Origin of the sequence: Comamonas jiangduensis (genome assembly GCF_030162955.1) — a bacterium.
GTDB lineage: Bacteria > Pseudomonadota > Gammaproteobacteria > Burkholderiales > Burkholderiaceae_C > Comamonas > Comamonas jiangduensis.
The window spans coordinates 34,289-52,728 of the sequence record NZ_JARXOV010000021.1; the positions used below are offsets into that span (position 1 = coordinate 34,289).

11 protein-coding genes and 1 pseudogene are annotated in these 18,440 nt (G+C 61.7%); 5 read left to right on the forward strand and 7 right to left on the reverse strand.

Translation table 11 applies throughout. The features are described 5' to 3' along the window. Positions 1–204: 204 nt before the first annotated feature. The 5 genes and pseudogenes from QEP12_RS14990 to cyoA form a co-directional block, all read right to left on the reverse strand. Positions 205–981: an SURF1 family protein gene (locus QEP12_RS14990; RefSeq protein WP_174862403.1), complete on the reverse strand. Its 777-nt coding sequence runs from the start codon at positions 979–981 to the stop codon at positions 205–207. Positions 982–1,097: 116 nt separating this feature from the next. After that, a pseudogene (gene cyoD / locus QEP12_RS14995) lies at positions 1,098–1,478 on the reverse strand (cytochrome o ubiquinol oxidase subunit IV); the annotation flags it as partial. Further along, positions 1,479–2,093, reverse strand: coding sequence for a cytochrome o ubiquinol oxidase subunit III (cyoC, locus tag QEP12_RS15000; RefSeq protein WP_284214749.1), 615 nt, complete (start codon positions 2,091–2,093; stop codon positions 1,479–1,481). Then, a complete protein-coding gene (cyoB, locus tag QEP12_RS15005) occupies positions 2,086–4,026 on the reverse strand; it encodes a cytochrome o ubiquinol oxidase subunit I (RefSeq protein ID WP_246253951.1) in 1,941 nt (646 codons plus the stop codon). Before cyoB ends, cyoC begins: the two co-directional genes overlap by 8 nt. A gap of 127 nt (positions 4,027–4,153) precedes the next feature. Further along, a complete protein-coding gene (cyoA, locus tag QEP12_RS15010; RefSeq protein WP_219163664.1) occupies positions 4,154–5,200 on the reverse strand; it encodes a ubiquinol oxidase subunit II in 1,047 nt (348 codons plus the stop codon). 424 nt (positions 5,201–5,624) lie between these two features. Here cyoA and QEP12_RS15015 point away from each other — a divergent pair, with 424 nt between their 5' ends. From QEP12_RS15015 to QEP12_RS15030, 4 genes are all read left to right on the forward strand, one after another. Then, a complete protein-coding gene (locus QEP12_RS15015) occupies positions 5,625–6,965 on the forward strand; it encodes an MFS transporter (RefSeq protein ID WP_174862395.1) in 1,341 nt (446 codons plus the stop codon). A 165-nt stretch (positions 6,966–7,130) separates the two neighbouring features. Further along, complete coding sequence (gene uvrA / locus QEP12_RS15020) at positions 7,131–13,061, forward strand: excinuclease ABC subunit UvrA (protein WP_284214750.1); 5,931 nt, start codon at positions 7,131–7,133, stop codon at positions 13,059–13,061. 90 nt (positions 13,062–13,151) lie between these two features. Continuing rightward, the gene (locus QEP12_RS15025) at positions 13,152–13,658 is read left to right on the forward strand and encodes a GIY-YIG nuclease family protein (RefSeq protein WP_284214751.1); all 507 of its coding nucleotides are present in this window, start codon (positions 13,152–13,154) and stop codon (positions 13,656–13,658) included. 159 nt (positions 13,659–13,817) lie between these two features. Further along, the gene (locus QEP12_RS15030; protein ID WP_284214752.1) at positions 13,818–14,807 is read left to right on the forward strand and encodes a Bug family tripartite tricarboxylate transporter substrate binding protein; all 990 of its coding nucleotides are present in this window, start codon (positions 13,818–13,820) and stop codon (positions 14,805–14,807) included. Positions 14,808–14,931: 124 nt separating this feature from the next. Here the strand turns inward: QEP12_RS15030 and QEP12_RS15035 are convergent, their stop codons facing one another. Both QEP12_RS15035 and QEP12_RS15040 read right to left on the reverse strand, forming a co-directional pair. Next, positions 14,932–15,726, reverse strand: coding sequence for an HAD-IIB family hydrolase (locus tag QEP12_RS15035; RefSeq protein WP_284214753.1), 795 nt, complete (start codon positions 15,724–15,726; stop codon positions 14,932–14,934). A gap of 166 nt (positions 15,727–15,892) precedes the next feature. Beyond that, complete coding sequence (locus tag QEP12_RS15040) at positions 15,893–17,521, reverse strand: peptide chain release factor 3 (protein ID WP_284214754.1); 1,629 nt, start codon at positions 17,519–17,521, stop codon at positions 15,893–15,895. Between the two features lie 184 nt (positions 17,522–17,705). Between QEP12_RS15040 and QEP12_RS15045 the strand changes: the two genes are divergently transcribed. Next, positions 17,706–18,407 (forward strand): lysoplasmalogenase, encoded by a 702-nt coding sequence (locus QEP12_RS15045; protein ID WP_284214755.1) that lies wholly within the window; start codon positions 17,706–17,708, stop codon positions 18,405–18,407. The last annotated feature ends 33 nt before the right edge of the window (positions 18,408–18,440 follow it).

Here is an 18,440-nt window from a genome sequence, read left to right on the forward strand (position 1 = left end):
CAGCATCAAATCAGGCTCTAGCGCTTATCTATCAAGCGCTAGCAGCTATGAAAAAACTATAAAACTATCGAAACTTATCAAAGCCATCAGCTGCTGTCAACTGCTATTCGCATCCCTCACCCAAAAAAAGGCCGCATATGCGGCCTTTTTGATGTGTGCGAGCAAGCAGCCCTGCGAACCCCTTGCGCGACGCTGACTGCGCGCTTATGGCATGCGTTTGCGCCGCTCGTGGCGCACCACCAGCCACGCAGCGACCAGCACCATCAGCGCCAAGCCGTACCACGTCAGCGCATAGACCGCATGGGTGTTGGTGAACTGGATCACCGTCAACCCCGCGCGCGGCCACGTCTGTTCCGTGGTTTGCCCGGGTATCCCTTGGTCCACAAAAAACGGTGCAACCTGCTTGAGCCCCTTGGCCTTGGCAATGGCAGACACATCGCGCGAATGCCAGCGGTCTTCCTCCGGGGCGTTGTCGCGCATGAAACCGCCTTGGGGCTCGCTAAAGCGCAGCAAGCCCACCACCTGTACCTCATCGCCCGCCGCAGACTTGGGGGCCACTGCAATGCGCTGTTGCCATGCTTTGCGCTGCTCGGCAGGGATAAAGCCCCGGTTGACCAGCAGTTGTGTGCCATCGGCTTGCAGCAGTGGCGTCACCAGCCAAAAGCCCGCGCCCAGTTCTGTCACTGCCTGCGTCAGCACGCTGCGCCCTTCCATCCACTGGCCTTGCGCTTGCACGGCCAGGTATTCGTGGGTTTCGGGTGTAACCTGGGGCCACACAGGCTGTGCAGGTACGGCGACGGGCTGGCTGTGTACCCGCTCGTTCACCCGTTCAATCAAGTCCAGCTTCCAGGCGCGGCGCTGTACCTGCCAGGTGCCCAGACTGATGAACGCAAAAAAAAGGGCGATGCCCGCTACTGCGAGGATCGCCTTCGTGAAGGTGGAGCGGGAGGGCTGGCGCCCTCCCGGGGTTTGCACCGTCATTCTTTGCTGCTGTGACCGGGGTGAGCGGCCTCAGCCGGTTGCTGCTGTGCCGCAGGGGCTGCTGCATCCACCGCAGGCGTTGCTTCGGTGGCTTCAACGGCGGCAGGGGCTGCAGGCTGTGCCAGCACAGGCAACTCCGTGTGCTTGGGCATCATGTTGGTGTTCATGTGGAACATCACCCAGAGCGTGCCCGCCAAGGTAATGGCCACGAAGACCACCGCAAAGATGGTGGACATCATGGTCCAGCCACCTTGGATCTTGCCGTTCATGTGCAAGAAGAAGTACATGTGTACCACCACTTGAACCACGGCAAACAAGCCCAGCACCATCACGGCAGTGGAACGGTCTTGGATCACATCGCCCATCACCAACCAGAAAGGAATCACGGTCAGGATGACAGCCAGGATGAAGCCCGTCACATAGCCACCGGTGGTGACGTGCACTTCCTCTTCACCATGGTGATCGTGGTGATCCGCATGCATATTGTGTGCACTCATTTACAGCACCCCCATCAGATACACAAAGGTGAACACGCCGATCCACACCACGTCCAAGAAGTGCCAGAACATGGACAGGCACATCAGACGGCGGGTGTTTTCACGGGTGATACCGTGCTTGTTCAACTGGATCATCAGCACGATCAGCCAGATCAGACCAAAGGTCACGTGCAGACCGTGCGTACCCACCAGCGTGAAGAACGATGAAAGGAAGGCGCTGGTCTGGATGGTCGCACCCAGGTGGTACAGGTGATAGAACTCATAGATTTCTACCGCCAGGAACGACAGGCCGAACAAGAAGGTGATGCCCAGCCACAGCTGGGTACCGCCCAAATTGCCCTTTTGGCGCTGAATCAACGCGAAGCCAAACGTGATGGACGACAGCAGCAGGAAGGCCGTGTTGATGGCCACCAGCTTCAGGTCAAACAGCTCAGCACCGGTGGGGCCACCGGCGTAGCTGCGACCCAGCACGCCATACGTGGCAAACAGTGCCGCGAAGATGAGACAGTCGCTCATCAGGTACAGCCAGAAGCCCAGCGAGGTGCCGTTTTCTGGATGGGGTTCGTGCGCGGGATGGTACTCGCGCTGACCCACAGAGATAGTGTGATTAGACATGGCGTGCAAGCTGCTCAGTACGTGCGTCTTCTGTCGCCTGCACTTCAGCTGCAGGGATGTAGTAGTCGCGGTTGTAGTTGAAGGTGTGAATGATCGTGGACAGGATCACGCCAGCGAACGACACAATGGCCAGCCACCAGATGTGCCAGATCAAGGCAAAACCCAGCACCATGGCAATCATGGAGATCACAAAGCCAGCGCCGGTGTTCTTGGGCATGTGCAAGTCTTCAAAGCCCGATGTGGGGCGCTGATAACCATGCTTCTTCATGTCCCACCATGCGTCCACCTCATGCACCACCGGTGTCTTGGCGAAGTTGTACACAGGAGGTGGCGAAGAAGTTGCCCACTCCAGCGTACGGCCAGAACCCCATGCATCGCCCGTAACGTCACGGTTGGCATTGCGTTGGAAGTACGACACCACCAATTGCAGCAAGAACGCACCGATACCGCAGGCAATGATGGCCACACCGACGGCAGCGATCACAAACCAGATTTGCAGCGATTGGTCATCAAAGTGGTTGGCACGGCGTGTAACGCCCATCAGACCCAGGATGTACAGCGGCGTGAAGGCAACCCAGAAGCCCACCAACCAGCACCAGAAGGACACCTTGCCCCAGAACTCGTTGAGCTTGTAGCCAAATGCCTTGGGGAACCAGTAGTTGATACCAGCCAGCAAACCAAACACCACGCCACCAATGATCACGTTGTGGAAGTGCGCAATCAGGAACAGCGAGTTGTGCAACACAAAGTCAGCAGGAGGCACGGCCAGCAACACACCCGTCATACCGCCGATGGCGAAGGTGCACATGAAACCAATGGTCCACAGCATCGGAGGCTTGAACTCGATGCGGCCCTTGTACATGGTGAACAGCCAGTTGAAAATCTTCGCGCCCGTAGGGATCGAGATGATCATCGTGGTGATACCAAAGAAGGTATTGACCGCCGCACCCGATCCCATCGTGAAGAAGTGGTGCAACCACACCAGCCACGACAGCACCGTGATACACACGGTCGCGTACACCATGGAGGTGTAGCCGAACAGGCGCTTCTTGGAGTAGGTGGCCACAATTTCGGAGAAGATGCCGAACACAGGCAAGATCAGGATGTAGACCTCAGGGTGGCCCCAGATCCAGATCAAGTTCACGTACAGCATGGGGTTGCCGCCCAGCTCATTCGTGAAGAAGTTGGTGCCGAAGTAGCGGTCCATCGACATCAGCACCAGGGCTGCGGTCAAGATCGGGAACGAAGCCACGATCAGCGCGTTGGTACAGAGCGAAGTCCACACGAACACAGGCATCTTCATCAAATTCATGCCAGGGGCACGCATCTTGATGATGGTGACGATCAGGTTGATACCCGAGAGCGTCGTACCCACACCCGACAACTGCAGCGCCCAGATGTAGTAATCCAGACCCACTCCCGGATTTTGGTTGCCCAAGTTAGACAGCGCCAACCAGCCGGAGGTCGAGAATTCACCCAGGAACAGCGACACCATCACCAAGATGGCGCCGGTGGCGGTCATCCAGAAGGAGAAGTTGTTCAGGAAGGGGAAGGACACGTCACGTGCGCCGATCTGCAGCGGGATCAGGTAGTTCATGAAACCCGTGACCAAAGGCATGGCCACAAAGAAAATCATGATCACGCCGTGGGCCGTGAAGATCTGGTCGTAGTGGTGCGGAGGCAGGTAGCCCAGGTTGTCACCAAAGGCCATGGCCTGCTGGATACGCATCATCACCGCGTCGGCAAAGCCGCGCAGCAACATGACGATACCCAGAATGATGTACATGATGCCGATCTTCTTGTGGTCGATCGAGCAGATCCAGTCATGCCACAGGGGGCCCCACAGCTTGAACTTGGTCAGTGCGGCCATCACTACGAGGCCGCCGAGCACCACGGCAATAAAGGTCCACAGCACGATGGGCTCATGCGCCATCGGTATGGAGTCCCAGCTGATCCGCCCAATCAGCGGATCGTGGGGCAGCGTTGTTTGTCCAGACATAGTTGTGTCTCTTTCAGTGGCCGCCTGACGCGCCGAAGCGCCTCAAGGCCGCCGTCCTTGCTTATTGCTGTGCCACAGCACCCTGGGAATCGCGCTGGTCCAGGAGGGCCACCACGCGGTCTGCGTTTTCCACCGAGCACACATCGTCAGGCAGGTTCAGGCCCACCTTCTTCATGTAAGCCGCGCCGCCTGCAGCGTCGATGGCCATCATGTGGTGCATGCACATCTTTCCTTCTTCCACGCACATGTTCAGCACGCGGTCGTACAGACCTTCTTGCACGGAAGAGAAACGGGTGACGGGGTGGCGCTCGCTGGGCTTGACCAGATCCAGGTAAGACACACGGTTGAGCTCCTGGCCTTCATCCTTGGCCTTTTGCACCCAAGCGTCAAAGCCTTCGTTGCTCAGGCCATGGAACTTGAAAGTCATGCCCGAGAAGCCTGCACCGCTGTAGTGCGAGTTCAAACCCTTGAAGACGCCTTCTTGGTTGATCACGGCATTCAGCTCGGTCTGCATGCCGGGCATGGCATAGATCATGCCGGCCAGATCGGGCACGTAGAACGCACTCATGGTGTGCGAGGCGGTCAGCTTGAAGCGGATCGGACGATCCACAGGCGCAGCCAGTTCATTGACCGTAGCAATTCCTTGCTCGGGGTAAATGAACATCCACTTCCAGTCCAGTGCCACGACTTGCACTTCCAGCGGCTTGACGTTGGGGTCCAACGGCTTGCTCGCAGAAATACGGTCCAGCGGACGATAAGGATCCAGCTTGTGCGTGCTGATCCACGTCAGTGCGCCCAGCGCAATGATGATGATCAGGGGCACACTCCAAATGACCAGCTCCAAGGCGGTCGAGTGGTGCCACTCAGGGTCGTACTCGGCCTCGGCATTCGTCTGGCGATACTTCCAGGCGAACAGCAAAGTCAGCAGGATCACAGGGACGATGATGATCAGCATCAGCAAGGTGGCAGTCACCACCAAGTCGCCGGACTGAGCAGCAACATCCCCAGCGGGATTAAGCACGACGGCCTTGCTGCAACCGGTAAGGGTGGCAAGCAGTGCCGCGGCAGCGAGCCAGACTGGCCCGCGAGTTTCCGTGGATTTAGGCATGCTTTGAACGCGAAAAACGCGCGTTGTTAGGTGTAAACGCGGATTACAAAACCTGCTGAATTTACTCCGGTCCACCATCTTCTTGCTTCTTGACGCTGGTCAACGCAGTGCCGTGTGATGTCTTTACGTAGGAAACCAGCACCCCGAGCTGTCAATAGACCTCCGTCAAAGAATGTCTAAATCCTTGATTTTTCAGGACATACTGAAATAAGAAAAAGCTCTTGATAAATGTCAAGACCACCCCCAACTTGGGGCAATCCAGCCACACCCAACACCCCGCTTTGGCCGGGGTCTTTGCGCCTTTAGGGTCGCTTTGCCGTAGCAACAAACCCTTCTCCTACAGAGGCGCCGGATAAAACTCGCTTGTTGACCTGCATCAAGCGGCGTACAAGTGGTGCATTGTTTCCCCAGGAGCGATGCATCTATGACTAGCTTTGCACACACCCCCCATCCTATGGATGCGGCATCCATGGACCGGCAGCTTGCTGCGGCGAACCACAGCGAAGACATCACCCCAGGAGAAATTGCCGCCGGCGTCATCATCGGACGAGCCTCTGAGTACTTTGACTTTTTCGTCTTCGGGATTGCCTGCGTGCTGGTGTTTCCTTATGTGTACTTCCCGTTCTTGTCCCCGCTGGAAGGAATGCTGGCAGCCTTTTCAGTTTTCGCACTGGCTTTCATCGCCCGCCCGGTGGGCACCTTCATTGGCATGGAAATACAGCGCCGCTGGAGCATGGCCGCCAAACTCACGATTGCGCTTTTTCTGCTTGGCAGCGCGACGGTAGGCATTGCTCTGCTGCCCAGCTATGACAGCATTGGCGTGCAGGCCATCTGGTGGCTGATGGGCCTGCGTATCGCCCAAGGCCTGGCGGTGGGTGGCTCCTGGGAAGGTTTGCCCTCACTCCTGGCGCTGCACGCTCCCACAGAAAAACGCGGCTGGTGGGCCATGATTGGTCAACTCGGCGCTCCGATTGGTTTTATCGTCGCCGCAGGGGTTTTTGGCTTTATCTACAGCCAACTCTCGCACGAAGAATTCATCAGTTGGGGCTGGCGCTACCCGTTCTGCGTCGCTTTTGCCATCAACGTTGTGGCCTTATTTGCCCGCCTGCGGTTGGTGGCCGATGACGCCTATACCCAGCAGTTCCACTCCATGGAACTAACGCCTTCCGCACCGTTTGAAATGGTTCGCAGCGGCGAAGGTCGCAATGTCTTTCTGGGCGCCTTGGCGGCACTGGCCAGTTTTGCGCTCTTTCACCTGGTGACGGTCTTTCCCCTGTCCTGGATGATGCTGTACGGCGAGGCCTCGGTCACGCAGATTTTGGGGGTACAGGTGCTCGGTGCGTTGATTGCCTGCGCTGCCGTCGTGCTCTCAGGCTGGATGGCTGACCGTTTTGGCCGCCGCAATACCTTGGGCGCCATGGCGGTGCTCATCGGCCTCTTCAGCTTTGCCACCCCCATGCTGCTACATGGTGGCACCGCAGGGCAAAACGTGTTCATCCTGGTCGGCTTCACGCTGCTAGGCTTGTCGTACGGGCAATCTTCGGGGACGGTCACTGCCAACTTTTCACGCAAATACCGCTTTGTTGGCGCGGCCTATTCCGCCGATGTCGCTTGGTTGCTCGGCGCGGCTTTCGCTCCTTTGGTTGCGTTGTATCTGTCTTCGCGCTTTGGACCCATGGCAGTTGGCGGGTACTTGCTCTCAGGGGCTATATGCACCTTGCTGGCACTCGGCCTGAACCGGGCGCTGGAAACCAAGCGCAAATAATTTGCACCGCTGCGGAGCAGCTCCCACGCAAGGGCTTGCCTGCCACGGCAAGCCCTTTTTGTTTACCAGCAGAAACTGCATGCGCATTCGCCATGCCGACCGCCTTGCGACGACCGCCTGCCTAGAATGATTGGCCGCTTTGTTTTTGCTTCCCCTACGCACACCATGACCCAAGGCCTGATTCGCATCCGTGGCGCCCGCCAGCACAACCTGCAAAACGTGGACCTCGACATCAACACGGGCGAATTGACCGTCGTCACCGGCCCCAGCGGCTCGGGCAAGTCCAGCCTGGTGTTCGACACCCTGTTTGCCGAAGGCCAGCGCCGCTACGTGGAAACTTTCAGTGCCTATGCGCGCCAGTTCCTGGACCGCATGGACAAACCGGCCGTGGACAAGGTCGAAGGCGTGCCCCCGGCGATTGCGATTGACCAAACCAACCCGGTGCGCAACTCCCGCTCCACCGTGGGCACGATGACGGAGTTGAACGACCACCTCAAACTGCTGTTTGCGCGCGCCGCCCATCTGTTCGACCGTCAGACCGCGCTGCCTGTGCAGCACGACACCCACGAAACGATTCTGGCCGCCCTGCAGCAGCGTTGCGAAGCTGCGGGCGACCCGCGCATTGCGCTGACCTTCCCGGTCGAGTTGCCCGCTAACACCTCGCCGGAAGAAGTGGCGCAATGGCTGTCGGCCAGCGGCTTCACCAAGGTGCAGGCCGAGCGGGAAGTCGAACGTGCCGCCCCCGCAGAAGAACCCGCCAAAGGCAAGAAAGCCAAGGCCACGCCCCCCGAAAAAATCAAAGTACTGGACGTGGTGGCCGACCGCTTCCGCTTCAGCCGCGTGGAGCGCGCCCGGGCCATGGAGGCCATCGAGGTCGCCCTCAAGCGCGGCAACGGCCACCTGACCGTGTACGTCATGCCCGAGGAGGGCGAGGCTTACGAATGGAAGTTCTCGCAGGGCCTGCATTGCCCCGAGAGCAACCTCAGCTACACCGCGCCCATGCCGTCGCTGTTCTCCTTCAACTCCGCCGTGGGCGCCTGCGACGCCTGTCGGGGTTTTGGCCGCGTGATTGGCGTGGACTGGGGCCTGGTGATTCCCAACGACAAGCTCACGCTGCGCACCGGGGCCATCAAGCCCATCCAGACGCCCGGCTGGAAGGAGATCCAGGACGACCTGATGCGCCATGCCGAGGCCGAAGGCATCCCGCGCGACATCGCTTGGAGCAAGCTTACCCCGGAACAGAAGGACTGGGTGATTGAAGGCTCGCCACTGTGGAAGGGCCAGTGGAACAAGCAGTGGTACGGCATCCGCCGCTTCTTCGAGTACCTGGAAACCAAGACCTACAAGATGCACATCCGCGTGCTGCTGTCCAAGTACCGCAGCTACACGGAATGCCCCACCTGCGCCGGCGCACGCCTGAAGACCGAAAGCCTGCTGTGGCGCATCGGCAGCAAGGCGCAGGCCGATGCGGTGCTGCCCCCTGCACAGCGCTTTATGCCCACCGGCGTGGCCTGGAGCCGTGCCCAGCTCGAGGCCCTGCCCGGCCTGTGCCTGCACGACCTAATGCGCTTGCCCATCACGCGGCTGCGCAGCTTCTTCGACAGCCTGCACCTGGGCAACCAGACCGGGCTGGCCGAGGGCGAATTGCAGGCGCTGAAGCTGCTGAACGAAGAGATCGGCACGCGCCTGAAGTACCTGGTGGACGTGGGCATTGGCTACCTCACACTGGATCGGCAAAGCCGCACCTTGAGTGGCGGTGAGGTGCAGCGCATCAACCTGACCACCGCGCTGGGCACCAGCCTGGTCAACACGCTGTTTGTGCTGGACGAGCCCAGCATCGGCCTGCACCCACGCGACATGGAGCGCATCACCCAGGCCATGCACCGCCTGCGCGATGCCGGCAACACCCTGGTGGTGGTGGAACACGACCCGGCCGTGATGTTTGCCGCCGACCGCATGATCGACATGGGCCCCGGCCCCGGCGCGAAGGGCGGGAACATCGTCTTCGACGGCACGCCCGAGGAACTCAAGCGCGCCGACACCCTGACCGGCGCCTACCTGGGCGGGCGCAAGCAGGTGGGCTTTGGCGTCAAGCGCATGGTGACCGAAGCCACCCCGCGCCTGATTTTGGAAGGCGCGCGCCAGCACAACCTGCAAAACCTCAACGTGGACTTCCCGCTGCAACGCCTGGTCACCATCACCGGTGTCTCCGGCTCCGGCAAGTCCTCGCTGATCCAGGACATCCTGGCCCCCGCCCTGCTGCGCCACTTTGGCAAGCCCACCGACAGCCCTGGCCTGCACGACCGTCTGCTGGGCGCTGACCACCTGGCCGACGTGGTGTTCGTGGACCAGTCCCCCATCGGCAAGACCGCGCGCTCCAACCCCGTGTCCTACGTGGGCGCCTGGGACAGCCTGCGTGAGCTGTTTGCGCTGGCCCCGCTGTCGGCCCAGCGCGGCTACACGGCCAGCAAGTTCAGCTTCAACAGCGGCGATGGCCGCTGCCCCACCTGCGGCGGCTCGGGCTTCGAGCACGTGGAGATGCAGTTCCTGTCCGACGTCTACCTGCGCTGCCCGGATTGCAACGGCAGCCGCTACCGCGCCGAGATTCTGGAAATCACCCTGGAACGCGAGGGCCGCGCCCTGAACGTGGCCGATGTGCTGGAGCTGACCGTGGCCGAAGCGGCCCTGCTGTTCGCCCAGGACAAGGAGGTGATCCGCGCCCTGCAGCCCATCGTCGATGTGGGCCTGGAGTACGTGAAGCTGGGTCAGCCCGTGCCCACGCTGTCGGGCGGCGAAGCCCAGCGGCTGAAGCTGGCGGGCTTTCTGGCCGAAGCGGCCAAGACCGCCTCCAAGTCCAAGCAAAAGATTGCGCGCAAGGGCACGCTGTTCTTGTTCGACGAACCCACCACCGGCCTGCACTTTGAAGACATCGCCAAGCTGATGCGCGCGCTGCGCAAGCTGCTGGAGGCGGGCCACAGCCTGATCGTCATCGAGCACAACCTGGACGTGATCCGCGCCAGCGACTGGCTGATCGACCTGGGCCCCGAAGGCGGCGACGGCGGTGGCCAGATCGTGGCCCAGGGCACGCCCGAGGACGTGCGCCAGGTCAAGGGCTCGCACACCGCGCAGGCGCTGCGCGAGTACGACCTGGCCATGGGCGTGGGCGGCCAACTGGTGGCCGAAGTGGCACCCATGCTCTATAAAAAAGAGCTGTCAGCGCCCGCCCACAAAGCGCAAGAAGCCAAAAACGCTATTGAAATCGTCAACGCCCGCGAGCACAACCTCCAGGGCCTGAGCGTCGACATCCCGCGCGGCAAGTTCAATGTGGTGACCGGCGTGTCCGGCTCCGGCAAGTCCACGCTGGCGTTCGACATCCTGTTCAACGAAGGCCAGCGCCGCTACCTGGAATCGCTGAATGCCTATGCGCGCTCCATCGTCCAGCCCGCGGGCCGGCCCGAGGTCGATGCCGTCTGGGGCATTCCGCCCACCGTGGCCATCGAACAGCGCCTGTCGCGCGGTGGCCGCAAGTCCACCGTGGGCACGACCACCGAAGTCTGGCACTTCCTGCGCCTGCTGTACGTGAAGCTGGGCACCCAGCACTGCGTGCACGACGGCGCGGCGGTGGAGCCGCAAACGCCCGAACGCATTGCCGCCCAGCTGCTGACCCAGTTCAAGGGCCAGCACATCGGCCTGCTGGCCCCGCTGGTGGTGCACCGCAAGGGCGTGTACACCGAGCTGGCCGACTGGGCCCGCCCCAAGGGCTACACACACCTGCGCGTGGACGGCGCCTTCCTGCCAACCACGGGCTTCCCGCGCCTGGACCGTTTCAAGGAACACACCATCGAACTGCCCGTGGCCAGCGTCAAGGTCACGGCGGCGAATGAAAAGGAATTGCGCGCCCAACTGGCCAAGACGCTGGAGATCGGCAAGGGCGTGGTGCATGTGCTGGCCGGCATCGACAACCTCGAAGCCGCCATCGCGGCCCCCGGGCAAGGTCTGGGCGTGGGCACGCTGCAGGTGTTTTCGACCCAGCGCGCCTGCCCGGTCTGCGCCACCAGCTATGCCGAGCTGGAGCCCAGCCTGTTCAGCTACAACAGCAAGCACGGCTGGTGCCCCGACTGCGTGGGCACGGGCGTGAAGCTGACCAAGGACCAACGCAAGGTCTACGACGACAGCACCCTGGCCGAGGACAACCGCGGGCGTGAGCTGACGCTGACCGCCAACGAGGTCGAAGACCTGGAGGAATGCACCTGCCCAACCTGTGAAGGCACGCGCCTGAACGCCCGCGCCCGCGCCGTGCGCTTCCACGGCAAGAGCATCACCGAACTGGCCCGCCTTTCGGTCAGCGCGCTGCGCCAGTGGTTCCAGCAACTGACGACAAGCGGCCGCGAAACCGACATCGCGCGCGACCTGCTGCCGGAAATTCTGGGCCGCCTGGAATTCCTGGAGGAAGTCGGGCTGAACTACCTGACCCTGGACCGGGGTGCGCCCACGCTGTCCGGCGGCGAGGCGCAGCGCATCCGCCTGGCAGCGCAGCTGGGCAGCAACCTGCAGGGCGTGTGCTATGTGCTGGACGAACCCACGATTGGCCTGCATGCGCGCGACAACCACATCCTGCTCAACGCCCTGCACAAGCTGGGCGACAAGGGCAACACCCTGGTGGTGGTGGAGCACGATGAAGACACCATCCGCCGTGCCGACCATGTGATCGACATCGGCCCCAGCGCCGGCAAGCGCGGCGGCCAGCTCGTGGCCCAGGGCACGCCGGCCGACATCATGGCCGCCGCCGATTCGCAAACCGGCCGCTACCTGCTGCATGCCATGCGCCACCCCTTCCAAGCCCGCCGTGCAGTGCATGGCGTGGCGGATGCAGCCGCTATCCAAACAGAAGCTGCCAGCGCAGATGCAGCCAGCGGAAAACCCAAAAAACGTACTAAAAAGCAGATCGCAGCCGATGCGGCCGCCGCCTTGGCCGCCGACAGCGCCGCCCTGAATGCCGAGCTGGCCAACCCCAGCAAAGCCACCGGCCCGCTGCACTGGCTGGTGGTGAATGGCGCGAACCTGCACAACCTGCAGGACATCGAAGCCAGCGTGCCCCTCCAACGCCTGGTGGCCATCACCGGCGTGTCCGGCTCCGGCAAATCCACGCTGGCGCGCGATGTGCTGCTGACCAATGTGGCCGCGCTGGTCAGCCAGCGCAGCACCAAGGCAGGCCGCGAAGCGGCGCAAGCGGGCCAGACGCCAGCGCTGGTCGGCTGCGAAGCCGTCTGGGGCACGGAAGCCATCGACCGCGTGCTGGAGGTGGACCAGACGCCGATCGGCAAGACCCCGCGCAGCTGCCCTGCCACCTACATCGGCTTCTGGGACACCATCCGCAAGCTGTTTGCCGATACTTTGGAGGCCAAGGCGCGTGGTTACGGCGCGGGGCGCTTCAGTTTCAATACCGGCGAAGGCCGCTGCCCGGCCTGCGAAGGCCAGGGCATGCGCACCATCGAGATGAGCTTCCTGCCCGATGTGAAGGTGCCCTGCGAAACCTGCCACGGCGCGCGCTTCAACCCCGAGACGCTGGCCGTCACCTGGCGCGGCAAGAGCATTGGCGACGTGCTGCAGATGGAGGTGGACGAGGCCGTAGAGTTCTTCGCCTCCATGCCCAGCATCGCGCACCCGCTGCAGTTGCTGAAGGACGTGGGCCTGGGCTACCTGACCCTGGGCCAACCTTCGCCCACGCTGAGCGGCGGCGAGGCCCAGCGCATCAAGCTGGTGACCGAGCTGACCAAGGTGCGCGACGACATCACCAAGCGCGGCAACAAGGCGCCCCACACGCTGTATGTGCTGGATGAGCCCACCGTGGGCCTGCACATGGCCGACGTGGACAAGCTGATCCGCGTGCTGCACCGCCTGGTGGACGGCGGCCACAGCGTGATCGTCATCGAGCACGACCTGGACGTGATCGCCGAGGCCGACTGGATCATCGACCTGGGCCCCGAAGGCGGCAGCGGCGGTGGCCGCATCATGGCCGCCGGCACCCCCGAAGAGGTGGTGGCCCTGGGCACGCACACCGGGCAAGCAATACAGTCAGTGCTTGCACGCACTTAACCCCACCAGGAGCCAGCATGAGCGAGGCCAAGTCTTACTACGTTTACGCACTCAAAGACCCTCGCTCATCGCCCGCCCAGGCTTTTTATATTGGCAAAGGTACGGGCTACCCGCTCGTCTGACCACCTGCTCCAACCTGACAGCACCCGCAAGGGTCTGCGCATTCAGGCCATTGTGGAAAGCGGGGCAAAGGTTCTGGTCGAAGTGCTGGTGCAGCACTTGACCGAAGCAGAGTCACTCAAGATTGAAGCGGAGTTGATTGCCGCGTTCGGCACCGAAGACAGTGGAGGCCCGTTGACCAACAGCGTGATGCCATCAGGCTTATCGCGCACACAGCGTACGGCGATCACGGTACCGACGGGTGCCCAAGAACGCGCACAGATGGGGCTGAGTTTGCTCAAAGAAGCGGTGTTGAACTTTGTCCGCGCCAATCCCCAAGGGGTGAGCAATTCAGACGTTGCCAGCTTGCTGGGCCTGCGCAGTGATTACGGCGGTGGCTCCAAAGATTACTTGTCGTACAGCATCTTGGGGTTGCTGATGCGGGAAGACAAAGTCGAGCGTGTCGCGGGTAGCAAACGCCATATCTCGCGCGTCTAACCAAGACCGCAGACACCTGCACGACACGGTGCAAGGGATAACCCCCTGACCGTTGATTGCCCTTCATTTCTATAGTTCAAATGTCATCTTTTTATCAAGAAGATGACATTCAGGGAGAGGCGGCACCGCTGCCCATACAACAAAGAAATGGAGACACCAATGGCAAGCATTGCCCACTTCCAGCGCAGCGCATGGACCACCCTTTTGGCCTTGGGCAGCGTGGCGTTCACCACCCACAGCCAGGCCCAAGACAGCTCCGCCAACTGGCCCACCAAGGCGATCAAAGTAACGGTCCCTTACACCCCTGGTGGCTCCACCGACATCGTCAGCCGCACCGTGTTTGACGCAGTGAGCAAGCGCCTGGGCCAACCCGTCATCATTGAGAACAAGCCCGGCGCCAACAGCACCATCGGTGTCGCCCAAACCGCACGGGCACCGGCCGATGGCTACCACTTTGTCAGCATGCTGGCCGCGTACACGGTGAACATGTCGCTGTACAAAAAGCTCCCCTACAAAGCCAGCGATTTTGTGGCCGTGAGCCATGTGGCCGATCTGCCGATGTTCCTGTTCGCCGCCAACAAGCTGCCGGTGAAAAACGCCAAGGAACTGGCCGAATATGGCAAGAAGCACCCGCTCAACTACGCCTCCAGCGGCACAGGCGCCAGCGCCCACATGATCGGCGCGCGCTGGGCGCAGGAAAACGGGCTGAACGCCCAGCACGTGCCCTACAACGGCAGCGCGCCCATCCTGGCTGACCTGATGAGTGGCCAGGTCGACATGCTGTTTGACCCCGCCCTGGTGCCCATGCCCCACGCCAAGAGCGGCAAGATCAAGGTGCTGGCCGTGGCCTCCAAGCAGCGCTGGCCCGGCGAGCCCGACATCCCCACCATGGAAGAAGCTGGCTTTCCCGGCTTTGTGATGAACTCCTGGGTCGGCGTGCTGGCCCCCAAGGGCACACCCCAGCCGATTGTGGACAAGCTGTCCAGCGCGATTGCCGAAGCCGCGCAATCGCCCGAGGTCAAAACCAAGTTGACGCAGCTGGGCTTTGGCGCTGTCGGCAGCACGCCCGCACAGTTCCAGCAGTTGATCGACCAGGACACCGCCATGTACAAGGGCGTGATCGACAAAGCACAGGTCAGCATCGACTGATTGCTCCACAAAAAAAGGCCCGCAAGCGTCAGCATGCGGGCCTTTTTGTTGTTTGGTTTTAATAGCTGCTAACGCTTGCTATATCTGCGTTAGCAGCACTTTTTATGCTTCATTTGCACGGCGGTTATCGGGCCAGCAAATGGTCGGCCAGCTGTACAAAACCGTCACCCCGTTCGGCTGCGGTCACATAGCGCGGCATGTGCTGCAGTTGCGGCACAAAGCGCGCAATGTTGGCCACGCCCACGCTGTGGGGCATGTGCTGAAACATCAGCTGGTCGTTGGTCGAATCACCAATGTAGATCCATTGACCCAACGTGGCATCCAGATCGATACCAAACAGCTCACGCACAATCCAGCGCGCGCCTTCCAGCTTGTTGTGGTCGCCAAACCAGCCATTGATGTGGATGGAGCTGACGGTGGCATTCATGCCCGCTTCGCGCATGATGGCCACGCACTCGTCAATCTGGGCCTGCGGCATGTGCGTGAACTCGCTGTGGTCCACGGCAATGTCGCACTCACGGCCATGCGAATCGGTGGCGCGCTGTGCGCCGGGCACCTGCTGCTCGATCTGCGCCAGCACTTCCTGCATGCGTGCAAAGTTGCGCACGCGGGTGTCTTCGCTTTGCTGGTACAGCTTGTCCAGGCCACCTGCGGCGTTGCGGCGCAGGGCCACGGCACCGTTCTCGGCCACGATGGCATCCACCGGCCAGGCGCGCGCAAACGGCACGCTCCAGCCCACGGGGCGGCCGGTGATGGGCACCACCTTCAGTCCCGCATCTTTCAGGCGTGCGATGGCGGCCACCACGTGCTCGGGCACCACCCCTTCGGTGGTCAGCGTGTCATCAATGTCGGTCAGCACGCCGAGCACATTGGCAGGCACAGGCAGTTCAGACAAGGGACGCAGAAATTCTTGGCTCACAGCAAACTCTCAAAAAACAAACCCGTGCACGCACGGGTTCGCAACCACACACTTTAGAAATCCGTCGCGGCCAGCGCAGCGGTGCAGGCGAGGCGCCGGATCGAAGACCGTCGCAGCGCTACGGCGAGATGCGGCAACGACGCATGCAGGCCGCTAATGATTTCAATTAATGGGCGCTACCCAAGGACAGACCGGCGTGTTCGCGCAGCGGGTGGAAATGGATCTTGGGGAAGCGTTCCTGCGCCAGGCGCACGTCGTAGGGGCTGGTGCACAAGAAGGCCAGCGTATCCGCCGCATCGTGCGCCAGGCGCATGGGGTAGGCGTTCTCGAACTCGCGCAGCTCGGCGGGCGAATCGGCCGTGATCCAGCGCGCGCCGGTGTACTGGCAGCCTTCCAGGCGCACGTCGCAGTCATACTCGGTCTTCAGGCGGTGTTGCACCACTTCAAACTGCAGCTGACCCACGGCGCCCAGCAGCATGTTGCCGCCGACATCGGGCTTGAACACCTGGATCGCACCTTCTTCGCCCAGCTGCATCAGGCCCTGCTGCAGCTGCTTGGTGCGCAGCGGATTCTTCAGCACCACAGTCATGAACATTTCGGGCGCGAAGAAAGGCAGACCGGTGAACTGCAGATTGGGGCCATCGGTGATCGAGTCACCCAGCTGCACGCCACCGTGGATGGTGAAGCCGATGATGTCGCCCGCGTAGGCTTCATCCACCGCTTCGCGGCGCTGGCTCATGAACGTCACCACCGACGTGGGGCGCAGTTCCTTGCCGGTGCGCTGCACCTTCATCTTCATACCCGGCGTGTACTTGCCCGAGGCCACGCGCACAAAGGCGATGCGGTCGCGGTGGTTGGCATCCATGTTCGCCTGCACCTTGAACACCACGCCGGCGAAGGTCTTGTCTTCGGGGTTGATGGTGACTTCTTCGCGCTTGCGGTTCACCTCGGTGAAGGCGATGCGCGGGCCGGGTGGGGGCGACATGTCGACCACGGCGTTCAACACTTCCATCACACCGAAGTTGTTCACGCCGGAGCCGAAGAACACAGGGGTCAGCTTGCCTGCCAGAAAGTCTGCATGGCTCCACGGTGCCGAGGCACCCTGTGCCAGCTCCATGCTTTCGATGGCATCGTCAAAGGCCTGGCCAAAGCGGGCGCGCAGCCTGTCGGTGTCGGTCAGCGGGATGACTTCGAAATCTTCCGGGCGCTTTTCGCTGCCAGCAGCAAACACCGTCATGGTCTGCGTCTGCAGATTGATGATGCCGCCGAAGCTCTTGCCCTGGCCCACGGGCCAGGTGATGGGGCAGCACGGCATGCCCAGCTCGCGCTCGACTTCGTCCATGATGTCCAGCGGGTCGCGCACTTCACGGTCAAACTTGTTGATGAACGAAATGATGGGCGTGTTGCGCTGGCGGCACACCTCGATCAGGCGGCGGGTTTGCGACTCCACACCGTTGGCCGCATCAATCACCATCAGCGCCGAGTCCACGGCCGTCAGCACGCGGTAGGTGTCTTCCGAGAAGTCCTTGTGACCGGGGGTGTCCAGCAGGTTGATCACGTGGTCACGGTAGCTCATCTGCATCACCGACGAGGCCACCGAGATACCGCGCTGCTTTTCAATCTCCATCCAGTCCGACGTGGCGTGGCGCGAAGCCTTGCGGCCCTTGACGGCACCGGCAATCTGGATCGCCCCCGAGAACAGCAGCAGCTTTTCGGTCAGCGTGGTCTTACCCGCGTCCGGGTGGGAAATGATGGCAAAGGTGCGGCGACGCCGGGTTTCTGGAGCGTAAGTCACTGGATGGGAGACGGTTCGGGCGCAGCTGCGGCCACGCGTTGCAGACAAAGGGCCGCAAGCGCATACGCACAGCAGGCCGCAAAAGCTAAAGAGGCGCAATTTTAAAGGAAAGCCCGAAACTCCACCGCCCCCGGAGATTGTGTCCAGCCCTTGCGGGCAAGCAGGGCCAACCCTAGTGTGCGGCATGCACCCCACCACGCAGACTGCGGGCATGCGCATGCTTCGCTCCATTCACCCGCTGCAACAGACCATGGCCGCCTTCGCTGTGCTGGCTGCCCTGAGCGCACACTACGGTTACAGCAGCGCGTATGCGGTGCTCAAACCCCTGCCCATGGTCTGGGGCATGGCCTGCGTGTGGTTCCTGGCACGCCCCAGCCGTTACCCGATTGCCTGGGCCTTGCTGTTGCTGGGGCTACTGCTCAGCATGGTTGGCGATATCTGCCTGCTGTTTGAGCGTGGCTTTGTGCTGGGCCTGGGGGCATTTTTGTGCGCCCACCTGGCTTACCTGGGGGTGCTGCGCCGTGAAACACCGCAATGGCTGCCCAGCAAGGCGGCTTTCGTCCTGTGCGCGCTCCTGGGTGCAGTTCTATATGGCTATCTGTGGTTTAGCGGCTTGCCTGCGGCGTTGCGCGTACCTGTTTTCGCTTATGTGTGCGTGATTGTCTGCATGGCAGCGCAGGCAATAGGCCGTGCCCTGCACCTGCGCACCACCGCATCCTGGTGCGTGGCGGCAGGCGCCATCAGCTTTATGGCCAGCGACAGCCTATTGGCCATCGACAAGTTTGTGGCGCCCATACCGGGCGTCTACCTCTGGGTGCTGGGCACTTACTACCTGGCACAGTGGCTGATTGTGCACGGCATGCTGCCCGCACTGCACGAGCGGTAAATCAAAAAACAGAGCTGCCTGCGCTTTCTGAAT

Bases quoted from the DNA above. Each gene is read 5' to 3' on its own strand.
- QEP12_RS14990 (WP_174862403.1), bottom strand. From the start codon at position 981: ATGACGGTGCAAACCCCGGGAGGGCGCCAGCCCTCCCGCTCCACCTTC.
- cyoC (WP_284214749.1), bottom strand. From the start codon at position 2,093: ATGTCTAATCACACTATCTCTGTGGGTCAGCGCGAGTACCATCCCGCG.
- cyoB (WP_246253951.1), bottom strand. From the start codon at position 4,026: ATGGCGCATGAGCCCATCGTGCTGTGGACCTTTATTGCCGTGGTGCTC.
- QEP12_RS15030 (WP_284214752.1), top strand. From the start codon at position 13,818: ATGGCAAGCATTGCCCACTTCCAGCGCAGCGCATGGACCACCCTTTTG.
- uvrA (WP_284214750.1), top strand. From the start codon at position 7,131: ATGACCCAAGGCCTGATTCGCATCCGTGGCGCCCGCCAGCACAACCTG.
- QEP12_RS15015 (WP_174862395.1), top strand. From the start codon at position 5,625: ATGACTAGCTTTGCACACACCCCCCATCCTATGGATGCGGCATCCATG.
- cyoA (WP_219163664.1), bottom strand. From the start codon at position 5,200: ATGCCTAAATCCACGGAAACTCGCGGGCCAGTCTGGCTCGCTGCCGCG.
- QEP12_RS15045 (WP_284214755.1), top strand. From the start codon at position 17,706: ATGCACCCCACCACGCAGACTGCGGGCATGCGCATGCTTCGCTCCATT.